This window comes from Paenibacillus sp. EB106-06-01-XG199 (assembly GCF_058791575.1).
In genome coordinates, this window is the sequence record NZ_JBYTDQ010000004.1 from 406,168 (window position 1) to 424,383 (window position 18,216).

Below are 18,216 nucleotides of genomic sequence, written 5' to 3' on the forward strand. Positions count from 1 at the left end.
AGCAGAGAGTGCAAAAAGAAATGGCTGCTCCCCTTTGAGGGGAGCCGTTGCATTTTAAAGAGACACGATATCCCTAGGGTATCGTGTCTCTTTTTATAAAAGTTAAACCTGCCCTGCTATACTCTCGACCCTGCACCCTTGTTAATAGACACAGGTTTCATTCCATAGGTGAGGTCACCGGCTATCCCCCCAATCCAGGCGGAATATAATCTCCCCAACCCCCTTATAGTCATAGGCAGCAACAGGACCAGCACTATGCCGATTGCAGCCGCTACCCAGGAACGCTGATATACATTGAGCCACGGCAAGAAAAGATTCATCGTCCCGTCAAAGGAATACAGATCAAAAGAAAGGGATAAGACCTTGCTTAACTTGTAAGCTGCCGGTGACAATATAATCGCAATAACAACGGCGGGAAGCGTGACAGCAAGGGTAAACCCGGCAATGCCTACGGGAAGCCGGGCTATACTATAGAGGATCCCCCGGTAGCTCTTACTATTTAAAAGAATAGACAGCATGGAACGCCAATCCTTCCAATCCACAATGGATCGGGAGTCCTCAGCTTGGAGCGGTTGCTCTTCTCCCTGCATCCACCCTGTTACCGCCTGCACCTCCTTGGCCATCATCCAGCGGCATAGGGTAAATGTTGCAGCCAGTAAAGGCAGTCCAATCCCTAGAATAAGCAGCGGCAAGCCGGCACATATGCCTGTAACGGCAATTACAAACGCCGCGATCCCCTTTGGAAGGGACAGGATGAGCAGGAGCCAGGACTTTAGTGCGCTTGGTTTACGCATAATTAAAAGCCTCCTAATAAGGTCATTGTAGAAATGTACAAGCTGTCCATCAGCCGCTCCACACTCTGCCGCACACTTAATTCAGCAGGGAGCTCATCACCGGCAAAACACAGCTCCAGCGTGGCATCGCGGATGATTCCATCCACGGTTACCTGAATGAGCATCAGGATGTCGGTTAAGGGAACAAGGGGCCGGAACTGGCCTTTAGCTTCACCTTCTGCACAATAATTCATCAATTGCTGAAAGAAATAATTGTAGCCGTGCCCGGACTCGGCTTCTGCTTCCGCAGCCTGCTCAGCAAGCTGCTTCTTAACCAGCTCCGGCTGACTGGCATAGATTGCATTTAGCTCAAAAGCCAATTTGCTGTAGCCACTCTCCATAGAGGCCGTAATCTCTTGCCCGATGAAGGTAAAGATTGCGCGAAGGGTCTGCTCAGGCGAACGGCTGGCCGCAAAAAGCTGCGTTAAAAAACCTTTGAAATCTATCTCCAGATCAAAACGGTTGGACAACGCAAACCACACCTCTTCAATATTGGCAAAATACTTATAGACGCCCCCTTGGCTCAGTCCGGTCTGTCTCACGATATCCTTCATTGTTACTTTATGCAGCGGTTTACGCGCACTAACCTCCAGCGCTGCATCCAAAATTTCATTGATTCTATTCTCTGTATATGCCTCACTAACCTTTGGAATACATTGTTCCCCCTCACTCAAAATAACGACACATTGTCGTTTTTGTTATTCTCATCTTACGCAGCATCAGGATCATTGTCAATATTTTGAAATTGAAGTTTTTACCGTTCACGCAAAAAAAGCAGCCTGTCCTTAGACAAGCTGCATACAAGCTTCAATTTGACGAGTTGCCGAAACGACTACCCTTATAGGTCTGTTATTGCCGCAAGAACGGTATTGTTGAAGTAATCAACGTACATATTTTTAAATGGCTTCCGGTGGTCAAGCTCCACAGAAAAATGAACGGTTACTGTCTGATAGACCGGATCGACGCAGAGAAAAGGCCCGGCTGCACCCCAATGCGAATAGGCTTGCGGTGAGAATAGGTCTCCGCCATCACGTTTTGTCCCGTTAACCGCCCAGCCGTATCCCCAATACGCTTCAGGAAATACCTCATCCCGATATTGCGAGGATACACCGGGAATTTGATTGCGTGTCATTTCTTTTACAGTTACCGGACTGAGCAGCCGTGTCCCGTTATAACTTCCGCCGTTCAGAAACATTTGCCCAAATACAGCCAGATCCAGGGCAGTAGAGTAAGCACCGCCCCCGGCCGATACAGAATTTAATTGCTCTTCGGTTTCTATCCACTCTGCACAAGCTGCCTCCGGTATGCGTCTGACGACTCTGCTGCGTGCTTCCTGCGGAACCCGATAATATGTATTTTCCATTCCAAGCGGTTTAAAAATGCTTTCCTTTACGAACTCATCATAAGCTTGACCGCTGGTGCGCCGGATAATTTCACCCAACAGCTCATAACCATACCCGCAATAAGACATGACAGTCCCTGGCTCGAAGCTAAGCGGTGCATCATATCCGCCGTACAAGTATTGATGAATTTCCGGATCCTGATTGGGTTCGCTTGCAGGGAACTCTCCCTTTGCCAGTTTCTCAGTTCCATTCAACCGGATGACCCCAACATCCAGACCAGAGGTGTGTGTCAACAAATGATGCACGCAAACCTTTGATTTCCCTTCTCCTGTAAACTCGGGGATATAATCCGAAACAGGTCTATTCAGTCCTATCTTCCCTTGTTCAACCAAGATCATAACGGCTGTTGCGGTAAACAGCTTCGTTATGGAGCAGAGTGGAAATAACGTGTCAACAGCTAATTCGGCTGCGTCTGGCTCAGGTCCGAGGGTTCCATTCGCTTGATGGACGATTACAATTCCCCTTCTCGCGGCCACAATCACTTGTGCGGGCGTAATGTTGTCCTCAACCATTTGCGCTGCAGCTGTCTGAATGCGCTGAACACCGCAAGCTGAAACACCCGCCTGTTCTAATGAACTCAACGATAGTTTTTTCATAGATATTCCTCCATTAAGCACTCGTTAATAGATGTGTTAAGCACTATGTGAATATATTAACATCTCTGTTTTCTGGAGTACATCCCGGATTTTCCGGAAAATCTGCTTTACCTTCCCCGATTGTATTCCCGCCTTATAAAACTCACAAATACAGCCTCATCCGCACACGTTTCTGGGACCGCAGCACCTGGCTGCGGCTGATTATATCTTCATATCTTTGCCTGTATAATCTACGAACATGAAATGCCCTTCCGGAGCGCGGCGTTGCTCGATCAGGCTGATAATGCCCTCGGCACTGCTGCGCGGGTTCGTCGGCGCCTCTTTCCCGCCCATATCCGTATGCATCCAGCCGGGGTGTACGCTCAGCACCTGTACGCCGCGTTCTTGCAAATACACATGCAGCTGCTGTGAGAACATATTGAGTGCTGTTTATTCCTTCGATTACAAAAGCGATATGATGAAGCCCTTCCCCATGCTCATTCAAGTAATCGCGCCAAGTGCTCGGCTGATGATCCGGCTCAATCAGTTCCAGCTGCAAGGAAGCGAGCTCGGCCCGCGCCTCCGTCGCCCCGCCGTTATACCGGGTCTGGGCAATATCTGCCGTGTCGGTAATGATAATTTCCGGAACCGCCAGTCCAAAAAAGTCCGCATACTCCCGGCTTACCTTCTCAATATCATTCACCAAAATCCCAATCTGCGTAACGAAATGATTGCCAAGAACTCCTGACATGTGCCTCAACCTCCTTCTAGTGTGACCAATCCACCATACCCACACTATGAAAGGGCTATCAAGCCTGTGCTGAAACCGTTCCTAGTGAGGAATCGGCGAACAAAATACCGTACCAGCTCACGAGAGGAGTGAAATGAGAGGCATCTTTACCTCTCATCCCACCACTTTGCCTACTTTCGGCGATATGAGAAGCATTTTTACCTCTCATCCCACCACTTTGCCTACTTTCGGCGATATGAGAAGCATTTTTACATCTCATTCCGCCACTTTGCCCAATTCCGGAGATATTAGAGGATTACCATAGCTCGTTATCCATGAACGAGTGTATAAATTCATATCGGCAAATTCGATTGCTACCCTGGGCCAGCACAGGTCTAAACTTCCCTTTTTCACACAAAGAGTTCATAGATTTCTTGACTGTACGTGGATTCACTCCAAGCTTGTTCACTAGATCAACAGGCCGGATGAACCCATTCCAACGTGTCGCCATCCGTAGAATGTCCCTCTCCAGCCTGCTGTACGGACGACTCTCCCCATCCGCAATCTTCAACAAGCTTGGAGCCAATAAAGTTTTAAATAGAGGAATTGTCAGCTCCGGTACAGATTCCAAATCATCATAGGGAACCGCGACTACACGATACCCTGCAATTTGCAGATAAGTTTCTCTGTTTAATTCCTGCCGGTACCTGGTCCGATCGGCCTGCTGCACATGTGGCCCGTACCCTTTGATCTCAATGGCAAACTTAACCTGTCCCGGTTTCCAGACCAGATCAACAAAATAAGGCCGTCCCCGCCAATCCGAGACCTCGTACTCCGGATGAAGATCATCCATATGTCCAAAAATCGGCCACCAGACCCGCTCCACAAACATTTTTTCACCATGCCCATGCCCTCGCACCAACCGGTCAAGTCGTTCTCCTGTTCTACGGTTCTTATGAGAATCCAGCCACTTTTGGTGTTCTTCAGCAAAACCCATTCCCAGCTTCCTCCTCTGCACAAAAAAATCCCGCACCCCAATTTGCCATGGAGTACGGGACGTTCTTCGTCCGTTTTTTTAGATTATAGAGCTTATAGTTTTCTCGCGTCAATGACATCACCGCACGGTGATATTGTGAGTATAATTCGCCCCGCCAAACACCGGGTCTTCCCCCTGTTCATCTACTTGAGCCCGACCATAATGAATGCCATTGTCAGACACTCCAGCGAGTAAAATCTGGTAAATTATAGCTTTCCTTGTTTGGTTAATCGGTGATCCGGTTATTTAATGAAATATTTACTTTATACAGAGGGGTGAGGAACGATGGACCATAAAAAAAGATCACGCCTGATGCAGCAGTTTATTTTTGTCGGGCCAACTTCCCTGTTTTTCCTTGTTATTGTGCTGATTCCATTCTTTTTGGGCCTTTATTATTCGTTTACCAGTTGGAACGGAATCTCACGGCATGTCGAGTGGACCGGGCTGCGGAACTATTTACATATTTTCACCAAAGACCCTTCATTTCTGAATTCGTTCTGGTTCACCGCGAAGTTTACTTTGTTTGGACTGGTGCTGACGAATCTGCTCGGATTCACACTCGCTTATGTGCTGACCCGCAAGCTATTTACGCGCAATGTGCTGAGAACGGTGTTTTTTGTCCCCCATGTCATTGGCGGTTTGCTGCTCGGATTCATCTGGCAGTTTATTTTTGTTAGAGGGTTTGCCTCCATGGGACAGGCCACCGGCTGGTCCTTCTTTAATCTGCCTTGGCTCGGCACGGAAGCCACTGCATTCTGGGCTATTGTAATCGTCTTCGTGTGGCAAAATGCAGGTTATCTGATGGTGATCTACATCTCGGCCATCAACAACGTGCCGCAGAGCCTGATCGAAGCGTCCAAAGTGGACGGGGCCGGACGTATGCAAGCCTTGCGCCATGTCACCATTCCGCTGGTGATGCCGGCTGTAACCGTTTGCTTATTCTTGTCCATCTCCTGGTCCTTCAAGCTATTCGACCTGAACCTGTCGCTGACCAAAGGCGGCCCTTTCAAGGCTACCGAATCGGTCGCGCTTAATATTTACAATGAGGCCTACACGATCAGCCGGTTCGGCATGGGGTCGGCCAAAGCAATGGTCTTCTTCGTCATTGTGGCCGTCATCTCCCTGCTGCAGGTTAGTGCAACCAAGAAAAGAGAGGTGGAGCTGTAATGGAGACTACCGCCAAAAAATCCAGTGTCCCCCTGCTGTTTGCCGAGTTACTGATGATTGTGCTGGCGCTTGTTTTTCTGGTTCCGTTTTACTTCCTGCTAGCCAATTCGGTCAAAAGCTACAGCGAGATTCTTTCGGATTCCGCTGCGCTGCCCTCCGTGTTCCAGTGGAGCAACTATGCCGAAGCGTGGAAAGCTACCAATTTCCCGCGTGCTTTCCTGAACTCTTTTGTCGTCACGGTAATCAGCAATATCCTGCTGGCTTTCCTCTGCTCCATGTGTGCCTATAAAATGGTCCGCAACAACAGCAGATACAACCGCTTCCTCTATATCGCGCTCGTAGCGGCCATGGTTATTCCTTTCCAGGCGATCATGATTCCGCTGGTGCAGATCGTCAGCAGCCTGGGCGTAATGGATTCGACGGCCGGTCTGATTTTGGCGTATTTGGGGTTTGGTGCGCCAATGACCGTTTTTCTTTTCCACGGCTTCGTCAAATCGGTACCCATCGACATTGAAGAGGCTTCGCGGGTGGATGGCAGCAGCCCCTACGGTACTTTTTTCCGGATCGTATTGCCGCTGATGCAGCCGATCATCGTCACCGTCATTATTCTGAACACCCTGTGGATCTGGAACGATTACCTGATGCCTTCTCTCATTCTGCAGGCCCCATCCCTCCGCACCATTCCCATCGCCACTTACAGCTTTTTCGGGCAATATACGAAGCAGTGGGATTTGGCGCTTCCGGGTCTCGTGCTCGGGATTACACCTGTAGTCATCTTTTTCCTGCTGATGCAGAAGTATATTATTGAAGGGATCGCCCAAGGCTCCGTCAAGGGCTGACGATACATGTGACTTTTCAGGCAGAGAGGATGAATCAATATGAATAAAAAACGTGGAATTCTCCTCGCAGGCTCCCTGCTGCTGGCCCTGCTAACGGCCGGTTGTGGACGCGGCAGCGACAATGCGGGTGGAATCAAAACGGTGCATATCTACCAGTTCAAGGTCGAGATCTCCGAAGCACTGGCTTCGCTCAAGACTGAATTCGAGAAGGAACACCCGGACATCCGGCTGGAGATTCAGAGCGTCGGCGGCGGCAGCGACTATGGCGCTTCCCTAAGGGCGAAGTTCTCGTCCGGGGATGAGCCGGACATCTTCACTATCGGCGGCAACAATGAGCGCAACATGTGGCTGGAATATCTGGAGGATCTGAGCGGAGAAGCCTGGGCTAAGGATGTGAAGCCGCTGGCTGCCCAACAAATGACTGTAGATGGCAAGCTCTACGGCATGCCCATGAATCTGGAAGGATACGGCTTCATTTATAATAAGGATTTGTTCAAGCAAGCCGGAATTACCGGGAAGCCGCTGACTCTGGCCGCTCTGCGCGAGGCTGCCGAAAAGCTGAAGGCTGCAGGGATCACACCTTTTGCCAACGGCTATCAGGAATGGTTCGTGCTCGGTAACCACAATGTGAACGTAGCCTTCGCCCAGCAGCCCGATCCCGAAGCATTCATCACCGGTCTGACGGACGGCTCCAAGTCCTTCGCCGGAGACCCGGTTTTCTCCAAGTGGATCGACCTGCTTGACCTGACGGTGGAATACGGGAACAAGAATCCACTCTCGACCGACTATAATACCCAGGTCACCATGGTGGCCAGCGGGGAAGCCGCGATGATGCAGCAGGGCAACTGGACCCAAGGCCAGATTGACGGGATTGACCCGGATCTGAACCTGGGCATCCTGCCGATGCCGATTGACGATACCCCGGAAGATAACGATAAGCTCTATGTAGGGGTGCCAAGCAACTGGGTAGTCAACAAGTTCTCCCCGGTTAAAGAGGAAGCTAAAATCTTCCTGGATTGGCTCGTTACCTCGGAGACCGGCAAGCAATATATCACCAAGGAATTCCAGTTCATCCCTGCGCTCGACAGCATTAAGGGAACCGAAGAGGAACTCGGTGCACTTGGCGCTGAGGTGCTGGACTATACAGACAAGGATCAGGCGCTGACTTGGAACTGGTCGCGTCTGCCGAACGGAATGCCGCAGGAGTTATCCAGCAGCATTCAAGGTTATCTCGGCGGCAAGCTGACTAAAGAAGGCATGCTGAAGGAGTTCCAGATCAATTGGGATAATCTGAGTGTGCAGTAATTGCATGAGGACTTTTATTCATATAATTGCACTCGATACAGTAGAATGCTCATTATTCTCCGGTAAATCGCATTCTGCTGTATTTCGTGCAATAGATTTATTGGTTTTTAGTCTCGAGCTACATAACCGGCACCTTATAAGCATTCACAGAAACAGCAGACCCATTAATGGTCAATGTGGCGTTGTAATACCCCCGATCACCGTTTGGCTTGCATTTATAATCCCCTGAACATCCGCACACGAAGAATTTAGTTGTAGGGAACCCCGGATAAATATTGGCCAGCTTCCGATAAAACAAATGCCCGTGGTGTGTAAATATGGCCAGCACTTTATCTCTCACTTTTGCTGGAATCGCCGTAAAAAACTTGTTCGTCTCCGCCCCGCTTAACACATGACTGGGAGCAACCGTAATCCCGCTCACTTTCAATGGCCAATGAAAATCAATAATATAATAATGGCGGTCGTCTAGATTTTTAAGAATATTTAGGCTTTCCGGTGTGAATGCCCCTAGCGCACAATCCAGCCATACATACTTCACCTTTGCCTGCGTCCCGGGGAAATTCATTTGCCCGGCAACCGCACCTAAATATTGTTTGAACAAGGACTGAGTGCTTGCCTCCCAATTTCCTATTGATGCTTTATAAGGAATGCTCCCGAGCGTGCTGGTAACCGCATCCTTGAAGTCCTTGTAGAAGGCATCGGCATTATTTCCATGATTGGCTCCGGCCTGGGCATTATCCCCGCCAAAAATCACAAACTTCTTGTTCCCGCTGCCCACAGCTTTTGGTAAAAGCTTTCTAAAAATAGCCGAGCTGTTCCCATAGCCCACATGACTATCGCCGATCACGGCAAAGTTAATAATCTGCGGCTTCACCTTAAGCTTCAAGCTGTTTTGGGGCCGGGGTCTGGGTGAAAGCTTCCGTTTCTTAACTGGCCCTGCCTGCCTTTTCATTTGGAAACCACCTCTTCGAACTGGATTAGAATTTCTGGTTATATGTATATTCGATTCGGATAGCAAGTTCTTGGATTCGCTGGCGGCCTGGATAGTTAGAACCATTTTGAGAACTTTGAGCCTTTTTTCACTTGATGCTGAGCATGCCAATATTTACAATATAAATTAAAATGTACCACTACTCAAAAGGAAGAAGGATGACGTATGCGTATCAACAAAAAGATGTCCCGAATGCTGCTTCCCATCATGGTCATGTCTGTGATGGCGGGATGCGGGAGCAACGATCAGAAAGACGAGGCAGAAGCGAATAAGGAACCTGCTACCACAGTAAGCGCCCACCCTGCGCATTGGTCCTATGAAGGTGAAACGTCCCCGGAACACTGGGCTGAACTGGATAAACTGTTCACAACCTGCAGTACAGGGAAGGCACAGTCACCGATTAACATTCTTCCTGAGAAAGTGCAGGATGATGAGAGCCTGTCCCCGATCAAGGTTGAGTATGCGCCATCCCCGGTGTCTATCATTAATAACGGCCATACGATCCAGGTTAACCTTAAGAACCAGGACAACCGTATCACCCTTGAAGGAAAGACTTATATCTTGCAGCAGTTTCATTTCCACCTGCCCAGCGAGCATGAGGTAGATGGCAAACATGCCGATATGGAGCTTCATTTTGTCCATAAAAGTGAAGACGAGACGCTTGCTGTGCTGAGTGTCCTAATCACTAAAGGCTCCGAAAATGTTGAGCTGAAAAAGCTTTGGTCCGTGCTCCCCTCCGAGGAGAGCGAACAGGAAGTCCAAGTTGAGGGTGTCTTCGATATGAACCAGCTGCTTCCAAAAGACCTTCACTCGTTCCGCTACCAAGGATCACTCACCACACCTCCATGTACCGAAGGGGTGCAGTGGATCGTCCTGGAAAATCCGGTTCAATGGTCTGATGAGCAAATCGGCAAATTCGAAGGCATTTTCCCGCATGATAATCGCCCCGTACAAGCGCTCGGCTCCCGGGAAATAGATAGCGAGAAATAAAAGGATAATTTATAGCGTGAAGCATATAAACTCTATATTCGAACAAAAGCCTTGGACAACTTCGTCCAAGGCTTTGTTTTGTTTAATTCTTTTTACCCGGGGATCCCATCCTGTAGTTTATCTTGCTCTCCCATCCCTTGCAGGATATGGTTGGCATCCCGCAGCAGATAGGAAGCCGCTTCAGCCCCGATATGCTTGCCGCTTTGGGCTTGAACCTGATGAACGAAGGCTTCCACTTTACCATGCTCCAGCTTCACCAGCAGACTGTTAGCAATCCCGTGATTGTCTATCCAAGACTTCTCTTTGAACAGGCCAACGAGTGCTTTCAGCGAGCTTACGTCGGCATACGTTGAGAAAGTCACTGTGCTTTCCTGCCTGTTCCCCGCGCTGTCGCTGACGGATACCGCGAACGTATGAGAGCCGATATCCAGCGTGTACAGTGGAACCTGCGTTCCCGGCTCTACGGCTTGCTCATCCAGCCGTGCAACGGTCTTGGCGGAATCCACCCCGGACATCCCATCGGTGGCCGCCCAAGACAAGGTCAGCGATTCTGTCCCCGCATAGGCTTTCGGGGCCGGCTCTGCCACAGTTAACTCAGGGGCACTACTATCCAGCTTAAAGCTCAAGGTTTTCGATTCCCCGCTGTTTCCGGCGTAGTCAACCGAGCGGTAAAGCAGCGAATACTGGCCGTCTTGGCTAAAGGTCAGCGGTCCCTGGTAAGGCAGCCATGTGTCTCCGCCATTTATGCTGTATACGGTGTCCGTTACACTAGTACCCGTATCTGCAGTATTCAATTGGACCGTAACGGGCTGAGTATACCAGCCGTCCGCACCATCAGGCAGCGCCGGAGTCAAGACAGCTGTGCTAACAGGTGCGGTCTTGTCAATCCTCATAAATTTCACGTCGTCGAACCACATTTCACTGAAACCGCCCACATAGAAACCTACCGTTCCCGAAGCATTATGTTTGGGATCGGAACCATCCAGTCTCAGCTCTCCATTCACATAGACGCGGATGCTGGCGCCATCCACCAGAATACGAAGAGTATAGTCGGTATCCGGCTGCAAGTCTTGGGTTGGAAGATTCTTCGTCTGAAGCACCGTCCAGGTTGGACCGTAGAGAATCCACTGTGAAGTGCCGTCTGCCAATTTCTTGTATGCGATCTTGCCTGAATTGCTGGCGACAGAACGGTCGTACACATAGAGGGTCCCAAGATCCGGCATCACAGCAGGCGTTCTCAGCTTGAAGGTCAGATCATAGTCGGTGAACAGCTTCGGATGAAGCGCAGAGGCGCCCTTCAGAATTTTGTACATCTTGTTTCCGTTCACCGTCACAAGGCTGCGGTTCGGATCCACCGGCCACCCGTTGGCTCCCGAATCGTAATCTGTGTAATGAAGAATATCCGACACGATGATCCGGGCAGAAGCGGTGGCCTCCGGGTTGGCAACGGAGGCTACCTTGACAACAGTCTCCCCTTTGGCGTGTGTGGTGACTGTTCCGTTCTCATCGACAGAGGCAATTTCCGGGTTAAGAGACTGCCAGACGACGGAACGATTCTCGGCATCCGACGGATCGAACCGGACCTGTAGTAGCGTCTGTTCATCCATTACCATATTGACGCTGCTCTTGTCGAGCATAAGCCCGGCTACATTTTTTGTAGGGACCATAAATTTGATGTCATCGAACAAGAGATAGTCAAAGCCGCCGGCGTAGAACCCGACTTTTCCGGAAGGATTAAAGGTCGGATCAGTGGCCTTCAGCTTAAGCTTGCCGTCAGCATAGACGCTAATTTCTGAACCCTTGACGATGATCTTCATGTTGTAGACGGTATCGGGCAGCAGGTCCGGGGCAGACAGTGCGTTCTGCTTAACGGTTCCCCAGGCTGCATTGTAGAGAATCCAGGTAGAAGTTCCGTCAGCATATTTCCGGTATCCGATTCTTCCTCCGTTGCCGCCCGGATTCAGCCGGTCGAATATATAGAATGTGGCCGATTCCGGGATCACTGGAGGTGTCTTCAGCTTGAAGCTCAGCTCGTAATTATTGAAGTCGTTCTCATTCAGCGTCGTAGCGCCTTTGAGCAGCTTATACATGTGATTGCCGCCGTCGGCCTCCACGATACTCCGGTTGGCATCGGCCGGCCAGCCATTCCGGCCGTTCTCGAAATTCGTTTCATCTATAATCCCGTCACCGACTTCGACCGTCACCTGAACCTCATCCTTTAAGAGCGGGTTGTCGGCGGATACTGCTGTAACTACTGCGGTCCCCAGGTTAACCCCTCTCAGCTTGCCGGTTGCATCTACGGTCACCACGGAAGGATCACTGGAGGTATACTGCAGTTTATTGTTGGTGGCGTTCCAGGGAAGAACCGCCGAGTACAGGGTAGATGTTTTCCCGATGCCGAGGGTAAGGCTATCGTCATACAGCACGACACCTTGGACGGGAATATTATCCGGTGCGAGATAAGGGCCTGCCTTACCTGAGATTCCCATCTCGCTGAAGGGGATCGCCTGGAAGCCCGGTATCTGCTCAAACACCGCTGCATCCGCCTTCAGATTCAGATCGCCGCCCGCCAGATTCACGAAGCCGGGATCCTGTTTCGTTACCCAGTTGTTGGCGTATTGGACCAGATTGAACTTATCATAAGCACCATTTGCATTCGTCGTGCTGCTTATCGTTCTAGTCGGATTGTAGATCACATTGTTCTGGAACGTGTTCGTGTCCGGATAATACCGGTTCTCTGTGAAGAAGTCCGCCAGCTCCGGGTATTTGACCAGATGCGGCATACCGGCGAAGTTATTGTATTTCTCGAACAAAGCATGCCATGGCTGCATATAGTTTTTGGAGATTTGCTGCTCCGGTCCATCGCCCAGGTACAGATCCGCATAATCATACGGAACCTTGGCGTCGACAAAGATGTTGTTCTTGGTGCGGACATGAGCGCCCCCGTTGTTCAGAATGGCTGAATTGCCCATCTTGTAGAAGAGATTTTCTTCAATTGTGATTCCCATGGTGAAGTTATCCGGATAGATCCCCTGAACCCCGGCTTTGCCTTCTCCAATGTTATGGAAGTAATTCCTCCGGATGACCGTGCCCCGCTCCTGCGGTGCAGCCCCCAGGTTCATGTAGATAGCTCCGAGATCGGAGAACGTCTTGCACACATCATAGATGTTGTTGTATTCCACGGCATGGTCGTTGCCAAAGATCAGAATCCCCGGATGCGGGGCATCATGAATTTCACTGTGTGATATGCGGTTCCCTGCTCCTGTCAGAATTACGGCAGGGTTATACGCTTTATGATAATAAGCAAAGTCATGGATGTGGCTGTTCTCCACCACATTGTTGCCCGGCTCAAGCGTCAGCCTGTCGCCGCCGTTCAGTATGACTCCCGTCCCCCCCACATGATGGATATGCGTATTCACGATGGCATGGTTTACCCCTGTGCCCTTGACGAAGTCATTGTACAACCAGCGGCTCTGGGTATTGACCCGTACGCCCCCTTCAGTGAAATTGCGGATCTCACAGTGCACCAGCCGGACATGACTGCCGCCCATGATGACCGCCCCGGAATCCCTGCCGTTCTCCAGAATCAGGTCCTCGAAGGTCACATACGACGTATTGGCCGTATTGATCATGGGTGTCTTCAGCATGGATACAGTGATCTCCGGATTGTCCGCCTGGAAGGCGGCTGTCGGCATGAAATACAGGATGCCTTGGCTCCGGTCAATGTAGTACTCCCCTGGCATGTCGATTTCCTCCAGCAGGTTCTGGGCGAAATGGAAGTCCGGATACCAGTTTTTGAAGAGACCGCTCATTTCCCCGTAAGCTAATGTGATCGACTTGTTCCCGGTATCAATAGAAGCAATTTTATTGTACGACCATTCCCAGCTGTAGCCAAAAATCCCGTCAAGCCATATATCGTCCGCCTGAGTCCAGAGCTCAGGCCGATCATAAGTATAGGTGAAAGTGCCTCCCCGGGTCTGCAGATCGGCATCCTTGCGGGTGGGTCCCGGATCAAGAATATTGCCCATTTGGACCGTGCTCTTATTGGGCCATCTCGCCAGAGTCATCCCTTCGCCTTCAATGTACAGCTCCATGGGGGGAGTCTGGCTTACGTCATTGGCTTTGTAGTAGCCATGACGGCTCATGACTCCGTAATCGGTAATGCCATGCCCCGGCAGCTCGACCTGCAGAACCTTGGATCTTGCATCGGGACTGATGATCCGGTTCAGAACCGCCGGATCTGTTACCGGGGTGAACCATGACTTCTCCAATTGCCGGCCGCCGCTCAGCCGCACGGATTCACCCGGATATGCCTTGTAGGTGACCGGTTTGTCTGCCGTCCCCGAATCCTGCTCCTCCAGCAGGAAGCTTGCGGTACGGCTGTATGTGCCGCCTCTCAAATAAACCGTAACGCCGCCGTCAGGCAGACCCGTGCCCTGCTTCAGCTGGCGGATGGTATCCCTGGCCTTCTCCAGGGTACGGAATGGGGCCGCCTCCACGCCAGAGTTGGAATCGCTTCCATTTCCCGCTACGAAATAGACTGCTCCGGGACTTGGGGCTTCCTCCGCTTGAATCTCCGTACCCGGGACAACCCCCGGGGTTAAACCTACTATCAAGGCAATAATCCAGAAGACAATGACCGCTTTTCTCTTCATGTCAATACAGGCCTCCTTGTTATCGGTTTTAATTCGAAAGGGAACCGTGAGGTTCCCCGGAGCTTACCCTTTCACCGACCCGATCATTGTTCCTTTCTCAAAGTACTTAAGCAAGAAAGGATAAATGATGAGCACAGGCAAAGAACATACGATTACTGACGCCATCTTCAGGCTCTCTGGCGCAGGAGGCATCAGATTGGTTGCTGTAGTGAACGGATCGAGCTTGTTCTCAATGAGAATTTGCCTTATGACTTGCTGCAGGACAAATTTCGATTGGTCGGTAACATACAGCAGATTGTCCATGAATGCGTTGATATGATGAACTAGCGACCACAGCCCGATCGTCACGAGGGACGGAATGGAGAGTGGCAGCACAATACGGAACAAGATCCTAATGTCTCTGGCTCCGTCGATACGGGCTGCTTCAATCAGCGCATCCGGAATGGAGCGGAAGAATGAGAGCATGACCAGAACCTGGAAGGCATTAGCTGCCGAAGGCAGCACATACACCCAGCGTGAGTTCAGCAGATGCAGCTCTTTAATGAGCAGATAATTCGGCACAATGCCCCCGTCGAAGATCATGGTGAACAGCAGGAGCATGACCAGAACACGCTTCATCGGAAAATCCGGTCGCGACAGCGGATAAGCAGCGCAGACGGTGACGAGCAGCGTCAAGAGGGTGCCTACGATCATGCGGAATATAGTATTCGCATAGCCCGACCAGATGAATGGATACTCCAGCAATTCCTTGTAAGCTCTCCATTCGAAGTCCCTTGGGATGAAATGGAAACCGCTGCGGAGTGCCTCACCGCGGCCGCTGAAGGATACTGCGATAACATGGATGAACGGGTAAACGACGATAAGCGCAAGTAGTGATAATACAAAATAGATAATTGCCGGGGCAATAAGATCCTGCCATTTTTTCACCTTCATGACTGACTTCCTCCTGCTTCTACCATAATCCGTTCTCCCCTTGGCTCATTTTCCTCACGGTCAGATTGGCGCCCAGAATGAGCAGCAGCCCCACAAATGATTTGAACAGACCGATAGCCGCCGTGTAGCTGTATTGGAACTGCTGCAGCCCCACCCGATAGACATAAGTGTCAATGACATCGCCGGTTTCGAAAGTGACCGGATTCAGCAGGTTAATGATTTGTTCGAAATTTGCACTTAAGAACCCGCCGAGACTCAAGATGAACATGATCGAAATGGTAGGCATGATCGAAGGAATATTGATCCGGATGATCCGCTGCCAGCGGTTCGCTCCGTCAATAATGGCTGATTCCTGAATTTCGGGGTTGATTCCCGACAAAGCTGCAAAATAAATGATTGAACCCCAGCCCAGATCCTTCAGGATGGAGGAACCTACGATGATGCTCCGGAAATATTCTTTCTTGCCCATGAAGAAAACGGGTTCCATTCCGAACCAGCCTACGATTTGAGCTACAACTCCGGTAGTTGGCGATAGAAAATAGATAAGAAGCCCAGACATGATTACCCAAGATACGAAATGGGGCAAATACATAGTTGTCTGAATAAATCTCTGGAAGCCGCGGGAGCGGACTTCGTTCAGGAGTATTGCCAGAATGATCGGTGCAGGAAAAGCAAAGATCAGCTGGTACATGTTCAGAAGGAGCGTATTTTTAAGGAGACGGTAAAAGTCGCTGCTATGAAACAATTCCTGAAAGTGTTGGAAGCCCACCCAGGGACTTCCCCATATTCCATCCACAACCCGGAAATCCTTGAAGGCAATGATCACGCCGTAGAGCGGACCATATTTAAAGATGACGAAGAAGATAAAGGCAAACAGAAACAAAGCCATTAGTTCTCCATGCTTTCTTATGGTTTTCATACTGCACTCCCCTGAAACCCCGACCGGCCATTCCGCAAGAACCTTTTTTTGCACTTGCGGAATCACCGTAACCGGATTTATTTATTTTTTAAATTGAGCCTGGTACATCGCATTAGCTTCTTTAGTCAACTCATCGCCGCCTCTGGATTTCCACTCTGTAACGAACTTATCGAAGTCATCGAGTGGAATTTCACCGCTGATGATTTGGGCGAAATATTTTTGCATCAGCGAAGTCAGGTCGTTCTTGTATTTGCCATCGGAAGGCAGCGCCGAGAAGAGCAGCGCATCCGTCATATTTGGAGCGGAGGAGTAGGTTTTGATAGCTTCATTCAAATCCGGATTAGAGTATTTCTCACGGTAAGCCTGCGTCGTGATGTTACCGAAAGAGAAGAGCCTAACGCCGATCTGATCGCGTGCTTCCTGCTTCTCGAAGCCAGTCAGGAACGTAGTGGCTCCAGAGGTGGCTCCGCTCTCAACGAAGTCCCAATGAGTACCCTTCACCCCGAGGCTGGTCATGTTGATGGTTTCTTCGTCACTGCTTTCTGCTCTCAGTATTTCGAACAGCTTCTCAAGCTTTTCCGGTTGATCCTTCACTTTGTTGCTGATGACGACAAAGTTGCTCTTCACTCCCCAGTCCCAAGAACCGTCACCGCCGGGTCCCTTAGGATTCTTAGCGAAGACCAGCTCCGAATTAGGATTCAAAGACTTCATTTCCGTCACGGTTCCCGAAGTCGGGAGCGCACCTTTGGCAATCTGCTCCTCAATGACACCAATCCGGTTATTGTAAAGCTTCTTGCGGTAGGAATCCTGTGTATCCGTGATAAACTCAGGGTCAATGACCCCGTCGGCATACCACTGCCGAAGTTTGGCCAGCGCTTCCTTCGTTTCCGGCATCACGGAGCCGTTCATCAGTTCTCCGTTCTTCTCGTGCCACATGGTCGGTTCCACGCCGAACGCACCGAAGATAGAATAGAAGCCGGATGACCAGGTGGAAGTCGCCGTACCCGTCAAGCCGTAGGTATCTTTTTTGCCATTTCCGTCCGGATCCTTCTCAGCAAATGCATAGACTGCCTTCTCGAACTCCTCCAGTGTCTCCGGAGCCTTTGTGATGCCTACCTTATCCAGCCAATCCTTGCGCCAGAGCATCGCCAGATCATATGGCTTCAGATCAATAAACATTGGGATGGCCCATAACTTGTCGTCTACAGTAACGGTTTGAAACAGCGCGTTATTTTTTTCAATATCTTTGGAATACTCCGGCATTTTTTCCTTCAGCATGTTCGGATCAATGTCCATTAGAACACCCTGATTCATATACGCCGTCACGTTGGAGGGATCGCCAAGCATGAAGATGTCAGGAATCTCTCCGGATGCGATGCTGGCATCGGTCACTTTCACCGGTTTGATCTTTACATTAAATTTCTCTTCAAGCCACTTCTGAACAGCGGAGTCCTCTACAACTCCCTGAGCCTGGAAGTGGATACCCCATGTAATCTCCACCGGCTTTGCCGCCGCTTTTTCGGTATTTGCGGTGTTTGCGCTCTTGCTTGCTTCTGGCGAAGCCGCGTTCTTTCCGTTGTTTGCGCTGTTCCCGTTATCTCCGCCATTGCCGCACCCGGCAAGCAAGCCTGCCACAACGATCACCGGCATCATGACATTGCCTAGTTTCTTAAGTTTTGTCTGCACATGAATGTCCCCCTAATCGAAACTGTATTGGACCGCATCCTGACGATAGCTCCCGGCCGGGGTTATGGTAGCGGTTACAACATTTACGATAGCCTGCTCTGACCAAGTACACAATCCTCTCTTTCGCTTCTTTTTATGTTTTTGGCCATTTCTG

At 50.2% G+C, this 18,216-nt stretch carries 14 protein-coding genes; 4 read left to right on the forward strand and 10 right to left on the reverse strand.

The window, feature by feature from the left end; genetic code table 11:
• Positions 1-116 precede the first annotated feature (116 nt).
• From AC3WT9_RS16920 to AC3WT9_RS16940, 5 genes are all read right to left on the reverse strand, one after another.
• Positions 117-794: a sensor domain-containing protein gene (locus tag AC3WT9_RS16920; RefSeq protein ID WP_492407763.1), complete on the reverse strand. Its 678-nt coding sequence runs from the start codon at positions 792-794 to the stop codon at positions 117-119.
• Positions 795-796: 2 nt separating this feature from the next.
• On the reverse strand, positions 797-1,507 hold the full coding sequence (locus tag AC3WT9_RS16925) for a TetR/AcrR family transcriptional regulator (protein WP_341090933.1): 711 nt from the start codon (positions 1,505-1,507) through the stop codon (positions 797-799).
• A gap of 164 nt (positions 1,508-1,671) precedes the next feature.
• Positions 1,672-2,832 carry a serine hydrolase domain-containing protein gene (locus AC3WT9_RS16930; RefSeq protein WP_492407764.1) on the reverse strand — a complete coding sequence of 387 codons (1,161 nt, stop codon included), beginning with the start codon at positions 2,830-2,832 and terminating at the stop codon, positions 1,672-1,674.
• A gap of 142 nt (positions 2,833-2,974) precedes the next feature.
• Positions 2,975-3,562: a VOC family protein gene (locus AC3WT9_RS16935; RefSeq protein WP_492407765.1), complete on the reverse strand. Its 588-nt coding sequence runs from the start codon at positions 3,560-3,562 to the stop codon at positions 2,975-2,977.
• Positions 3,563-3,857: 295 nt separating this feature from the next.
• The gene (locus AC3WT9_RS16940; protein ID WP_341090930.1) at positions 3,858-4,538 is read right to left on the reverse strand and encodes a hypothetical protein; all 681 of its coding nucleotides are present in this window, start codon (positions 4,536-4,538) and stop codon (positions 3,858-3,860) included.
• A gap of 324 nt (positions 4,539-4,862) precedes the next feature.
• On the opposite strand from AC3WT9_RS16940, the gene AC3WT9_RS16945 reads away from it, so the two are divergent.
• The 3 genes from AC3WT9_RS16945 to AC3WT9_RS16955 are packed head-to-tail and all read left to right on the forward strand — an operon-like array spanning position 4,863 to position 7,888.
• Positions 4,863-5,744, forward strand: coding sequence for a carbohydrate ABC transporter permease (locus AC3WT9_RS16945; RefSeq protein ID WP_341377714.1), 882 nt, complete (start codon positions 4,863-4,865; stop codon positions 5,742-5,744).
• Positions 5,744-6,583: a carbohydrate ABC transporter permease gene (locus AC3WT9_RS16950; RefSeq protein WP_342481331.1), complete on the forward strand. Its 840-nt coding sequence runs from the start codon at positions 5,744-5,746 to the stop codon at positions 6,581-6,583. The genes AC3WT9_RS16945 and AC3WT9_RS16950 overlap by 1 nt, the downstream gene beginning before the upstream one ends.
• Before the next feature lie 39 nt (positions 6,584-6,622).
• Positions 6,623-7,888: an ABC transporter substrate-binding protein gene (locus AC3WT9_RS16955; protein ID WP_492407766.1), complete on the forward strand. Its 1,266-nt coding sequence runs from the start codon at positions 6,623-6,625 to the stop codon at positions 7,886-7,888.
• A 118-nt stretch (positions 7,889-8,006) separates the two neighbouring features.
• Here the strand turns inward: AC3WT9_RS16955 and AC3WT9_RS16960 are convergent, their stop codons facing one another.
• On the reverse strand, positions 8,007-8,840 hold the full coding sequence (locus tag AC3WT9_RS16960) for a metallophosphoesterase (protein WP_341090926.1): 834 nt from the start codon (positions 8,838-8,840) through the stop codon (positions 8,007-8,009).
• Between the two features lie 204 nt (positions 8,841-9,044).
• Here AC3WT9_RS16960 and AC3WT9_RS16965 point away from each other — a divergent pair, with 204 nt between their 5' ends.
• Positions 9,045-9,869, forward strand: a complete 825-nt coding sequence (locus AC3WT9_RS16965) for a carbonic anhydrase (protein WP_341090924.1) — start codon at positions 9,045-9,047, stop codon at positions 9,867-9,869.
• Positions 9,870-9,961: 92 nt separating this feature from the next.
• Here AC3WT9_RS16965 and AC3WT9_RS16970 read toward each other — a convergent pair whose 3' ends face one another.
• From AC3WT9_RS16970 to AC3WT9_RS16985, 4 genes are all read right to left on the reverse strand, one after another.
• On the reverse strand, positions 9,962-14,524 hold the full coding sequence (locus tag AC3WT9_RS16970; protein WP_341090922.1) for an OmpL47-type beta-barrel domain-containing protein: 4,563 nt from the start codon (positions 14,522-14,524) through the stop codon (positions 9,962-9,964).
• 63 nt (positions 14,525-14,587) lie between these two features.
• Positions 14,588-15,457 carry a carbohydrate ABC transporter permease gene (locus AC3WT9_RS16975; protein WP_341090921.1) on the reverse strand — a complete coding sequence of 290 codons (870 nt, stop codon included), beginning with the start codon at positions 15,455-15,457 and terminating at the stop codon, positions 14,588-14,590.
• 19 nt (positions 15,458-15,476) lie between these two features.
• The gene (locus AC3WT9_RS16980; protein ID WP_341090920.1) at positions 15,477-16,376 is read right to left on the reverse strand and encodes an ABC transporter permease; all 900 of its coding nucleotides are present in this window, start codon (positions 16,374-16,376) and stop codon (positions 15,477-15,479) included.
• A gap of 81 nt (positions 16,377-16,457) precedes the next feature.
• The gene (locus AC3WT9_RS16985; RefSeq protein WP_341377709.1) at positions 16,458-18,062 is read right to left on the reverse strand and encodes an extracellular solute-binding protein; all 1,605 of its coding nucleotides are present in this window, start codon (positions 18,060-18,062) and stop codon (positions 16,458-16,460) included.
• Positions 18,063-18,216 lie beyond the last annotated feature (154 nt).